The organism is Fibrobacter sp. UWH5 (assembly GCF_900142505.1).
GTDB lineage: Bacteria > Fibrobacterota > Fibrobacteria > Fibrobacterales > Fibrobacteraceae > Fibrobacter.
Genome location: NZ_FRBB01000032.1, coordinates 1 through 11,369 on the forward strand (window position 1 = coordinate 1; position 11,369 = coordinate 11,369).

Consider the following 11,369-nt stretch of genomic DNA (forward strand, 5'->3'; position numbering starts at 1 on the left):
ACCCGAATGGAGGAACTTGCGGTGCTACGATTCCGGGATGCGCAGAATCTAGTTCCTCCTCCGCGTTCAGCAGTTCCTCGTTTGTGGAATCCAGCAATTCTGTTGAAGATGAATCCTCGTCAAGTGAAGAAATTTTCCCCTGCGACGAAGACGATCCATCAACCTGCTATTCATCCAGCTCAGAAGTCACATCATCCGACAGCGATGATTCAGAATCATCCTCTAGCGAAGAGGACAATCCTTGCGACGAAAACGATCCTACCGCATGTTCATCATCTAGCGAAAGCGAATCTTCTTCCAGTGAGGAAGAACCATCTAATTTGACGGCCTGTTATTCCCGTCAATCCGACGGAAGTTGCGAAGTGTCTCGCTACGTCAGCACAACAAGACCCGAAATGAATGGCATTCCTACCCTAGACTTAGACGGCGGAGCCGTAGAAATTTATTGTCGGCACGAAAACAACGAAACATCCTTGGGCATAAGGGCTAAATTCGCAGCAGTACAGTATTACGAGAACTACGACCATCTTTTTTACCGATGCTACAACGATAAAGAAAGTTGTGGCCAGAACGGAGCCTACCTTGAGCAGCCATACTACACATGCTTCAACGGAGCTTTGGACGAAAACGGCTGTACAGGATTCACTTCTGACGTAATTTATTTCGACAAGGATTTGGAATTTACAGAGAAAACATTACGTCGAATCCCTGCTAATTTCACACGAAAAATGGCTATTGAACTCGGGGATGAATCGATTAAGACATTCCCGACAATGTATGTATACTACGACTACGATTACATCGGCAGAGGCCATCTTTCAACTTTAAGTCCGAGGACACTTTCAAACGCATACGATTTCTGCGAATATATCATCGAAGAACATCAGAGGAAAATCACTCCTAGCATAAATCCATCAAGTTCATCGGCAGCGGTTTCAAGTTCAAGCATAGAGGTTCAGCAGTCCAGTTCCAGCAAGGCAGAATCTTCTTCATCCTTGGCGACAAACGTTTTTGACGGTATCGTCAACAACCCCGATCAAATTTTCAATTCGGGTCTACAAAACATGGAAGAGGGCTCTTGCTATTCCCTGAATCCCGCCCGAGCCAACGAGTTCAATGGCTGGGTAAATGACAATGCATCGGATTCATGGTGGTGGCGAGAGGTTGATTGCAATACAGGGAACCGAATCGATAAAAATAAAATCGGAGCATGTCCCGGTTTCCCGTTGGACGAAATTCCAAGCAATCCAACATCAGCCTGTTTCGCATACAACGGCACATGCTATAAATGCAACCCATCCCGCGGTGGCGATTGCGGAAATTCCTGGCTGTGGAGCGGCTCCTTCAGCTACGGCAACATTGGCTGGTGGTATGTAGAAATCGACTGCTACACATCATTGCAAAAACAAGCTCCCTACGGCCAGAGCCAAGACATCACCACCGAAGAAACCTTTGATATAGATTTCACCATATCTCAAAAAAATTTTGACATTCTTGGTCGAAGGAAAAATAGTCGTCCAACAGCAAAACAAATAATATACAGAACACAAAAGCCGTTCTAAGACAACAAAAAGTCCCCGCCCATCAAACAGATGCGGGGACTTTTTCGTCGTAAGGGGGCGAGCAACGCAGTAATGCGCAGGTTATGGACAAAATTAAGCGAGTTCTTCGGGATTCAGGCATTTCAGTTCGTCGATGACGAACTTGCCGTCCTTGCGGATCAGAACGTCGTCGAACCAGATTTCGCCACCGCCGTATTCCGGGCGCATGATAAGGACCAGGTCCCAGTGGATGGCAGAAACGTTACCGTTGGGAGCGTCTTCGTAGCAACGGCCCGGGGTAAAGTGAATGGAGCCTGCAATCTTTTCGTCAAAGAGAATATCGCACATGGCGCTGTTCACGTAGGGGTTAAAGCCGATGGCAAATTCACCCACATAGCGGGCGCCTTCATCGGTATTGAACAGGGCCACCAGAGCATTGTTATCGCCGGTTTCGCAAGAAGCTGCCACAATGGCACCGTCCTTGAATTCCAGGCGCACATTGCCGAACTGCTTGCCGTCATAGAGGGACGGAGTATTGTACTGGATTACGCCATTGACGCTGTTGCGGACCGGGGCGGTATAGACTTCGCCATCGGGGATGTTCATGTTGCCGCAGCAAGGAACGGCAGGAATTCCCTTGATGCTGAAGGTCAAATCCGTTCCCTTGGAAACCAGGCGCACCTTGTCGGTACGGTTCATCAGGTCCACCAGATTCTGGGCAGCCTTGGCCATGCGGGGGTAATCGGCCAGGCAAGCTTCAAAGTAGAAGTCCTCGAAAGCTTCGGTGCTCATCTTGGCGGCCTGTGCCATAGAGGGGTTGGGCCAACGAAGTACGCACCAGCGGGTCTTGTTCACACGATAGTCCAGAACAGCCTGGTTGATGATTCGATAGTTCCTCATCTGCGGGCCAGGAATGTCGCAGTTTTCCATGGCGTTTTCTGCAGCACGGATAGAAATGTAGCACTGCATCTTCTGCATTTCTTCCATGGCCAGATCCGCAGCCAGCTTCATCTGCTCCACAGAAGCGGACTTGATCATTTCGCGACGGACACGGCCATTGTAGTTATGCACAAAGGCATTGCCACCAGCCTTGGAAACAGCCTTGATCAACTCCGTCGTCAGTTCATCGGGAGTGTCGGTGGTTTCGATGAGAATGTTTTCGCCAGCCTTAAGAGCAATGGCGTTATTAATCAAATTTTCAGCAAGCTTGGTAATGCGAGGATCTTTCATAATGAGCAGTGAGTGATGAGCCGTGAGAGATGAGCGGTGAGTAGTGAATGATGAGCCGTGAGATACGAGTCTTTATAATCGCGCCGAAGGCGCCTAACTTATTAACTCATAGCTCATGACTCAAAACTCATACCTAAATATAAAAATGTCCGACAGCCTTGGGGGCTATCGGGGTTTAGGGTGTTATACTATTCAGAGAACGTGAAGGGGATTGTCACGGTGGTATTGCCCGCCTTAATCTTACTGAAGGTCCAACGGCTCACGGCATTCCTGATTTCACTATCGAATTCCGCGTAGCCGGTTGTCGACCCGACAATGGCGTTGCTAATGACTTCACCGCCCGGAGCAATGGTAAACCGCAAAGTCACCTTGCCCTGGAATCCCGGTTTTTTCTTGAGGTACTTGTTGTAGATATGGCGAAGCCCAGGCGTTCGAGTCCTAATCACCTTCATCACATCAGAAGACGAACGGACCGAATGATCGGAACCCCACTCAATATCCGTAGGCGACGGAATTTTCATAGGCCCCCTAGCCCTTGTGGAAAGCGCTCCGGCAGAGCCTCCAATAAGACTGCTGAGAGCATCTCCCACGCCACCGCTACCGCCAGCAGCATAGCCCTGATTAAAGCCCCCGTCCACCTTACCGGCACGTTCACCGATTCGATGTTTTCCGGAGAGCTGAAGGCCGCTGCTGTGCTTAAGCACCTTGTCGATATCCTTGGCGAACTTCTGCGTCATCAGATCGTAGGCCCCGGCGCTTGCGCTATGGGTCTGCGCCGTTAGCATTTTTAGAACACTACGTTCCTGGACCGCATTAGGTCTACCCGTACCACGACGGGGGCCGCCGCCACCCGCTCTCCTGCGATTGACCTGTTCCATCTTTCTTTTGGGACGTTCCTCCTTCTTTTCTTCTTTTCGGTCTAGGATCTGCATGGTAGCCCTGATATTCTCGTTCACCGAATCCACAAAGGCCACTTCGGGAACAAGCTGTTCGAATGCCGCCGCCCAAAAGCAAAGGGCAAGCGCCACCAGAAGAGAACCACTTGCAATGGCACCCATCTTCTTGTCGGAATCCGGCATCAGCGCAGCTACCAGCGGATCCAATTTTACTTTCTTCTTTTCGTTTACGTTTTTCATGATTTTATCCTCCTTTCCTTTCGGAAAGAGTTTGGTGATTTATGGGAGAAATACCTTAGAAACGGCTCTTTTGGGGAGAGTCTTTTTTATGAGGGGGTAAAGCAGAGAACGACATTGCAGGGCAATGTCCAACACTCAAACTTTATATGAAACGGGAATACGAAAACGTTAAGTTAGCTTGTTCTCAACTCCGTTCTACCACCGCTCCTTACTTCGGGGAATGAACGAAATTCATCTCGAACATCTTGAATGTACAAAGAAAAAATCAGGCGGGAACGTCGGCATCGGTAAACAAATCTTTATGGGATTTTCTGTAAAAAATCAGTCGAACCGCCAATGCCATATGGCATAAGGGCTAGAGGCGGATTCACCCCATCATTTTAGCGGTCCATTTTTACAAAAAATACGGCAACCTGTTCTATTCCAAATTAGAGTTTTCTTATATTTTTTTGCATCATGAAGCTTTTACAGAATCCTCCCGATCTTAATAGAATCGCGCGCCCCAATTGGATTGAAATCAACCTCGACGCCCTTTGTAACAATATTCAGTTTATCCGTAGCCAGATTCCTGCCAACACCAAGATTCTCCTGCCCGTCAAGGCAGACTCCTACGGTCACGGCAGCTTGGCCTGTTCCTTTGCCGCCAAGTTCGGCGGAGCAGACTACCTCGGCGTAGCCCACATCAGCGAAGGTATGGTCCTGCGCCAGTACGGCATGGACTTGCCCATCCTGGTTCTTGGCCCCTGCACCCCCGCAGACTTCGCCTACTTCGTAGAATTCCAGCTGACCGCCGTCATTACGGACATCCGTACCGCCATGGCCTTCGACCAGTTCCTCCGCGAAAACGATTGCACCTGCAAGGCCCACCTGAAAATTGACACCGGCATGAACCGCTACGGTTTCGACGCCGAAGACTTCAACAACGTACGTGCCGCCCTCAGCCTCAAGAACCTCAAGTTCGAAGGCATGTTCACTCATCTGGCCACCGCCGACATGCCGGGCAACCCCAAGACCGAAATCCAGATCCAGAGATTTGCCCGCTTGGTAGATGTGCTGGAAGCCGAAGGCCTCCGTCCCGAAATTTGCCACTGCTCCAGTTCTGCAGGCACACTGACCCATCCCGAAAGTCATTTCGACATGGTCCGTCCCGGCCTCGCCCTGTACGGTTACAATCCCATGGGAGCCGCCCCTTCCCCCTGGCCAATCAAGCCTGTCATGAAGATCAAGTCTACTATCCGTCACATTCACGATGTGAAGCCCGGCGAAACCGTAAGCTACGGCGGATACTGGATGGCACAGCAGCCCACCCGCATCGCCACCATCGCCATCGGTTACGGCGACGGCTACCTTCGCGGTGAATACAACAAGGGATTCGTCTTTATCCGCGGACAGCTCTGCCCCATCCTGGGTCGAGTCTGCATGGATGCCACCATGGTGGACGTGAGCCACATTCCCGACGTGCAAGTCGGTGAAACCGTAGACGTGGTGAACGGCGAACTGGATTTCCGCATTTCCATGGAAAGTGTGGCCGACGACCATCACACCATTCCCTACGAACTGACAAGCCGCGTGGCTCGCCGTCTGTACCGCAAGTACTACTGGAAGAACCGCCTGGTCCGCTGGGACTACCTGCGTCAGGAATTCGGCGTAAAGGAATTCAAGGAATACCCGTTGAGATAGTGGTTCGCTGAGTTCGCAGCAAAAAAGGCGGTGGAAATACCTTTTTTAGGGTCAATCCACCGCCTTTCTTTTAGTTTATCCGTAAAAAAGGCATAAAAAAGAGGATTTTCGCTTCTATTTTTCAAAAAGAAGGAGATTTTCTTCAACATCAAGTGCGTTTTGCAGGAAAATCCACATACAACATAACAAAAAGGCGGTCAAAAATCCTTTTTAAAGGAAAAAGCACTGCCTTTTTTCATCCACATAAAAAATAATCTTGTATATTCAGGATATGGACTTTTCAGACGAAAAATACACAACCATACGCCACCGAAACTTATGGGGCGAATGGACTTTTGTATTCGAGAAGTCTAAACTTTGCAGCCTGCGCTACAATTCTGACAACGCAAAGCCAAGCCAGGTTCAGGCCTGCACTTACGCCGTTGCCGATATTGAATCCGAAATGTCGCCGGCAGTGAGCCGCGCCTACCGCAAAGTCGTTCTTCAGTTGAACGAATTCTTGGCGGGTAAGCGGAAAGAGTTCAGCATACCATATAAATTATACGGCACGGAATTTCAGACAAAAGTCTGGAACGCCCTCAAGGAAATCCCCTACGGTGAATCCCGCACCTACAAGGAAATCGCAGAAATCGTGGGGAGTCCAAAGGCCACGCGAGCCGTCGGGCAGGCGCTGCACCAGAATCCGATTCCGCTGATCCTCCCCTGCCATCGCGTTATCGGGAAAGGCGGAGCCTTGGTAGGTTTCGGGCTGGGCCTAGATATGAAAAGACGCCTCCTGGTAATAGAAGGCGCAATTCCACAGGAAATGCTGTTGGAGTAAAGGAGATCCCGGGACAAGCCCGGGATGACATTTCGGCTTCGCTCAATGACTAGCGGAATCAAACCTCGGTAGGCGAGCGGAGTCGAACCTAGTCCTTGTCGTCGAAGGCTTCGGCTTCTTCGGGCTCTTCTACGATCCAGTCACGGATGTGCTTGGCCAGATCCTTTTCGCCATCCTTTCCGGCGGCATCGGCAATTTCGTTCAGCTCTTCGGCATCCATGCCAGCCAAGTCTTCTTCAAACTTGTCTACATAACCGGCCAACTGCTTATAACGCTTCATGCCTGCCAGAAGCTGCATGAATTCCATATTGGCTGAAGAACCGCAACGGAACTTTTCGTGTTCGGTAAACAGCTGATCCGCTTCGGAATCCGAAAGCAATGCGGCCAGGCGGCCCAGGTTCATGATTCTCGGATAGGTTTCGTAAAGCTGGCGGGCAATCTTCAGGCAATCCGACTTGCGGTCTTCCTTGTCGGCGATGGCTGCCTGCAAATCAAGGTAAGCTTCTTCGTCTTCGTTGCCGGGATTCTTCACATCGTTCATCCACTGCTTGGCAAGCACCAGGTCGCCAGCCATGAAGTAGGCGTTTGCAATGTCGATGATGGTAGCGTTGCTCTTGTCCGGATCCTTCAGCAGGGCGGCCTTGGCATAGTTTGCAGAATCGTTGATAGCGTCTGCCATATCGCAAATGGCGTCCAGAACGTCTTCGCGGTTTTCGTCGGCGAACTGAGCTTCTTCCGCCACAAGTTCATTCAAAAGCTTGCTTGCCCTTTCCAGCGGCATCACCTCTTCAAGGCTCAGGAACACCACGGAACGGCCTTCACCGCCCACATGGCGCACGGCCAGGTCGTGAATCAGGTCGGCCACGTAATCCTTGTCTTCGTACTGCTTGGCAATTTCCACAAAGAACGTACCAGCGTCATAGAACAGGCTGTCCCAATATTCCTTTTCTTCGTCATCTACCTTGAAGGAGACGAAATCGGTACGCAAGGTCCAAGCCAAAAGTTCCAGCTGAACCTTGGGATCCTTGCAATCCTCGATATCGTCAATACCCTTGCCGATGGTTTCGTACAAGTCATCGGGGCGGTTCAACAGGCGGCTTTCACCGCTAACGATCTGAGTCAAGGTATCGCGAAGGCGATCTTCTTTGCTGCGGTTGGCCTGAGCCAGCGCCGGGGACTTAAAAAACTTTTTCTTCTTTGCCATAGACGAAAATGTAGAAATTTTCCAAGTTATTTCTTTCGAGCCTTCTGCAGCTGGGCCTGCTTTGCTTTTCGGCGGGCACGGCGGCGTTCCTTGCGAAGGCGGTTGCGGGCAGCATTCATTGCAGACACCTGATGCAGTACGTCCATGATGCGTTCGGCAGCGAATGCATTATTCAACTTCTTACGGGTAACGTAATCCAACAGGCAAACGCAAATCAGAAGACAACTCACAAACACAGCCAATGCAACAGGCCAGAGAATCACAGAAAAATGAGCCGCAATCAATCCAAAAGTAGGAGGCATTATAATGGACCCCACATAAGAGCCCGCCATTTGTATACTAATGGCTCGCCCCGAAAGATTTTCCCCAAAACGGGCCGGAGTCGCGTGAATTAAGGATGGATAAACAGGGGCACAGCCCAAACCAAGCAAACAAATGCAAAGAGGCGTGAACCATAACGGCAACGGAAGGATCAAAGTAAAACAGCCAACAATCACAATGGCTATACCCGCATGCACCAGGCGCATATCCGTAAACTTGATGGCAAAGAATCCGCTTGCAACGCGGCCTATCATAACACATGCAAACATCAGAGAAACCGCCAAAGCACCAATCTCCGGAGCAAAGCCGCGGGCAACCAAATAAGTTCCACACCAAAGGCTAGTGGAAATTTCCAGGGCAGAATAGAAAAAGAAAGTCAAGAAAGAGAGTTTCATTCCAGGCACACGAAGTGCCGCCCGCAAGGATATGTCATTTTCCACCGGAGCGGAGGTCTTGCCACCACGATTTTCGGAACCGTTGCCTCGCCCACTCTCGCTACTTGGCCTCGGTTTTTCGACACGTTTCCACAACGGGAGAGCCCCCAGCATCATCACCACGATGGCTCCGAGCAAGACTGCATTCAGTTCATAGGCACCTCGCCACCCCGCCCCCACAAAAACGGAAGCCGACAGGATTGCAGGCCCCAGGCAGGCCCCGACGCCCCAGCTGGCGTGCAGCCAGTTGGTGTGCTTTGATTCCAAATAGATTGCCGCAAAGTTATTGAGGGCAACGTCGATGGCTCCGGCGCCAAGGCCCATGGGTATGGCACAGACGCACATCATCCAGAAAGCGGTCGCAAGGCCGTATCCAGCCGTAGCCACTGCAGTACAGCAAATGCTAATCGCCACCAGCTTGCCCGTACCAAGCCTGCGCATCAACGTAGGCGTAATCAGGCTGGAAATTATCGTCCCGACACTCACGATAATCGAAAGGATTCCCGCCGCAGAAAGAGGGGCCGCCAGATCAGTCTGCATCAAGGGCCATGCCGCCCCCAGAATCGTATCCGGGAGACCCAAGCCGATAAAGGCGACATATATGACCACAAGCAGGAATGTCATACCCTTGAAGATAAATAAAAATTTCGGAAAAAAGAAACCACTTTACAGAACGAAAAATGCCCGGCCACCTGGCCGAGCATTTCTACTGCAAATTTTAACAATTAGGCATTCTTGTTCATTTCGGGATTGTAGTCAAAACCGAATTCGCCATCGTATTCGGTAGCGTCGGGGCCGCCTTCGGTACCGGAGCCTTGCAGCAGTGCGGCATTTACGCAAACTTCCAGAACATCCATCTTCGGGGCTACATATTCTTTCTTCATGGTTCTCCCCTACTTGATGACGACCTTCTGGCCTTTGTTGTAGTAAGTTCCCTTGGCGGTAGGCTTCTTGTTCAGCTTGCGGCCCTTCATGTCGAACCAGAGATTATCATCCGTCGAGATTTCTCCAGTGCGGGTATTCATCACGCCAATGGGGGTCAAGTCGCCATCGCTTCCGCGAATGACAATTTCAATCTTTTCGGGAAGTTCCTCATCCAGGGAGGCTGTTTCCTCCGGCTTTGCAGCAGCCTTCATACCGACGAACTTGCCAGTTGCGCAGTTGTTGCAGAAGTAAGCTCGCATGGGGCGGATAAATGCGCCGGCAGAGCCCTTCACAAAGTCGCCAACAGAAACTTTTTTCTTGCCATCCGTGGCTTCACGCTTTTCGGCGGCATAGCCATACACGCGGCCGAGATCCTTATCGCCAGCCACCCATTTTTTGTAGCTGTAAGTGCCAACGAATTTCCAGCCCTTGGAATCTTCGTCTTCGGACACGACGACCCCGTTATTTCCACCCTTGGTGCTCAACGGATAGCTTGGTACCTTCAGGAAATTTTCATAGGTCTGTCGAAATTCAATTTGACTAACCCCATCAACACCACCAACCTTTACAATGTAGGGGGTATTGGCTTCCAAGGTATCAGCTCTTTTTACTTCATCGACAATAGCCTGCACAACGCATTGTGGACAATAACGTTTCAGCATTACAAACTTGTAAACGTTCGCGCCAAAAAGCTGAAGTCCATCACCACCAAAAAGAGTGGATTCAAAGGGGAACATTACCGTTCCATATGTATTGCCACTGAAATCACGATGATAGATAATATGTTCCACATATTCCGTATCAGGAACACTAAGCGTAGAATCACGATTCGGGCTCTTATCGTCAAAATAGGCAACACACCGAACATACTTGCCAACGTCATTACCAAAATCAACGGTCATGGTGTCTATGGTAAGAGAGCCGTACACCTTCGGAGTCCCCGGCATGCAAGTATTCACGGCAGTGGCGCCTACAGCGCAGAGTAAAATAGCAGCTACAGCTATTGCAAACTTCTTCATATTGAACCCCTGTCTTAGGAAGTCCCTATACAACCGCAGCCAAAAATAGAAGTCAAAAAATTACGATTAAAGCCTATTACATATTATAAAAAATTTACTAAAGACACTTAATAATGTTATCGCAAGGCTACAAAATCAGCGAAATCGGAGCATCGTGAATGGTTCGTGAACGCAGCAAGGAGTTCGAGGGCTGAGCCAATCTTTTGGGAAGGCTTTGCAGGACTTTTGAGTGTACGAAAAAGCCTTTGTAAGCTGCAGTAGCTTCGTTTGGAGAAAAAGGAGATCCCCGAACAAGTCGGGGATGACACCGGAGGGGCGCGGGGGAGACGCAAACAAAAAAAGGACCCGCGAGGGGTCCTAACGTTATGCGAAATGATCGCAGCAGCTATTTGCTTTTTTCGGCCAGCTTCGCCTGAAGAGCAGCAATCAGTGCATCCTTCTCAGCAAGAGCATTGTCCTTCTCAGCGAGAGCATTGGCCTGGTCGGCCAGTTTAGCTTCACTCGCAGCCAGTTTCGCATCTTTTGCCTTGCTTGCCGACTCCATTCTGCGAACCTTGCGTTCAAGGGCGCGGTATTCGTCTCCGGCGCTCACAAAGCCAAGCCTTTGTCCAATACTCTGGAATGCCATTTTCAGAACCTCCAATGCCTCTGGGCTAATGTACTCCCTCAAATATAACTCAATCTTGCCGACAAGGCAAGCACTTTCGCTGCTGGGCAATACACGCAATTTTTTCTCGATTTCCGGCAGCAAGGACTCGTACTTTGCCATGTCGAAAGCATACTTCATGGTAATCGCACCAATGGCCGCCTCGGCGTTGCCGTGGGCAAGGCAAAGGTCGTCGTCAATTTCCGCCAGGTTCACGAAGGCGAACTCGAAATGCGGAATGCGTCCGTTGTACATGGCATGGATGTTCTTGTACTGAGCGAGAGGGTCCCAGGGGTCAGTTCCGTTATAAACAACGATTGCCTTCGTAGGCAGCCAAGGATATTTAGCATTACCCTTGTCCACCATCACGTTGATGGCGTAACGGCCGATCTGCGACATGATCCCGTTGCTTGG

General features: G+C 50.3%; 9 protein-coding genes and 1 pseudogene. 3 read left to right on the forward strand and 7 right to left on the reverse strand.

The window, feature by feature from the left end; translation table 11 throughout:
• Window positions 1-1,562 (forward strand): annotated as a pseudogene (locus BUB38_RS16495) (hypothetical protein); the annotation flags it as partial.
• 93 nt (window positions 1,563-1,655) lie between these two features.
• Here the strand turns inward: BUB38_RS16495 and BUB38_RS15200 are convergent.
• Together BUB38_RS15200 and BUB38_RS15205 are read right to left on the reverse strand one after the other, a co-directional pair.
• Window positions 1,656-2,771 carry an aminopeptidase gene (locus BUB38_RS15200; protein WP_073161586.1) on the reverse strand — a complete coding sequence of 372 codons (1,116 nt, stop codon included), beginning with the start codon at window positions 2,769-2,771 and terminating at the stop codon, window positions 1,656-1,658.
• Window positions 2,772-2,959: 188 nt separating this feature from the next.
• On the reverse strand, window positions 2,960-3,907 hold the full coding sequence (locus tag BUB38_RS15205) for an AgmX/PglI C-terminal domain-containing protein (protein WP_073161587.1): 948 nt from the start codon (window positions 3,905-3,907) through the stop codon (window positions 2,960-2,962).
• 456 nt (window positions 3,908-4,363) lie between these two features.
• Between BUB38_RS15205 and alr the strand changes: the two genes are divergently transcribed.
• Entirely contained in the window at window positions 4,364-5,587 is a 1,224-nt protein-coding gene (alr, locus tag BUB38_RS15210; protein WP_073161588.1) for an alanine racemase, read from the forward strand.
• A gap of 271 nt (window positions 5,588-5,858) precedes the next feature.
• Complete coding sequence (locus BUB38_RS15215) at window positions 5,859-6,407, forward strand: methylated-DNA--[protein]-cysteine S-methyltransferase (RefSeq protein WP_073161593.1); 549 nt, start codon at window positions 5,859-5,861, stop codon at window positions 6,405-6,407.
• 88 nt (window positions 6,408-6,495) lie between these two features.
• Here the strand turns inward: BUB38_RS15215 and BUB38_RS15220 are convergent, their stop codons facing one another.
• From BUB38_RS15220 to BUB38_RS15235, 5 genes are all read right to left on the reverse strand, one after another.
• On the reverse strand, window positions 6,496-7,611 hold the full coding sequence (locus BUB38_RS15220; RefSeq protein ID WP_073161589.1) for a hypothetical protein: 1,116 nt from the start codon (window positions 7,609-7,611) through the stop codon (window positions 6,496-6,498).
• Between the two features lie 26 nt (window positions 7,612-7,637).
• Window positions 7,638-8,990, reverse strand: coding sequence for an MFS transporter (locus BUB38_RS15225; protein ID WP_073161590.1), 1,353 nt, complete (start codon window positions 8,988-8,990; stop codon window positions 7,638-7,640).
• Between the two features lie 101 nt (window positions 8,991-9,091).
• Window positions 9,092-9,250, reverse strand: a complete 159-nt coding sequence (locus BUB38_RS16500) for a hypothetical protein (RefSeq protein ID WP_158535569.1) — start codon at window positions 9,248-9,250, stop codon at window positions 9,092-9,094.
• 9 nt (window positions 9,251-9,259) lie between these two features.
• Entirely contained in the window at window positions 9,260-10,309 is a 1,050-nt protein-coding gene (locus tag BUB38_RS15230) for a hypothetical protein (protein ID WP_073161591.1), read from the reverse strand.
• A gap of 385 nt (window positions 10,310-10,694) precedes the next feature.
• Window positions 10,695-11,369, reverse strand: a 675-nt coding sequence (locus BUB38_RS15235; RefSeq protein ID WP_217650898.1) for an Rpn family recombination-promoting nuclease/putative transposase, incomplete at its 5' end; no start/stop codon positions are given.

Excerpts from the sequence above, each read along its gene's own strand:
- BUB38_RS16500 (WP_158535569.1), bottom strand. The coding sequence starts at position 9,250 with ATGAAGAAAGAATATGTAGCCCCGAAGATGGATGTTCTGGAAGTTTGC.
- BUB38_RS15205 (WP_073161587.1), bottom strand. The coding sequence starts at position 3,907 with ATGAAAAACGTAAACGAAAAGAAGAAAGTAAAATTGGATCCGCTGGTA.
- alr (WP_073161588.1), top strand. The coding sequence starts at position 4,364 with ATGAAGCTTTTACAGAATCCTCCCGATCTTAATAGAATCGCGCGCCCC.
- BUB38_RS15200 (WP_073161586.1), bottom strand. The coding sequence starts at position 2,771 with ATGAAAGATCCTCGCATTACCAAGCTTGCTGAAAATTTGATTAATAAC.
- BUB38_RS15230 (WP_073161591.1), bottom strand. The coding sequence starts at position 10,309 with ATGAAGAAGTTTGCAATAGCTGTAGCTGCTATTTTACTCTGCGCTGTA.
- BUB38_RS15215 (WP_073161593.1), top strand. The coding sequence starts at position 5,859 with ATGGACTTTTCAGACGAAAAATACACAACCATACGCCACCGAAACTTA.
- BUB38_RS15220 (WP_073161589.1), bottom strand. The coding sequence starts at position 7,611 with ATGGCAAAGAAGAAAAAGTTTTTTAAGTCCCCGGCGCTGGCTCAGGCC.
- BUB38_RS15225 (WP_073161590.1), bottom strand. The coding sequence starts at position 8,990 with ATGACATTCCTGCTTGTGGTCATATATGTCGCCTTTATCGGCTTGGGT.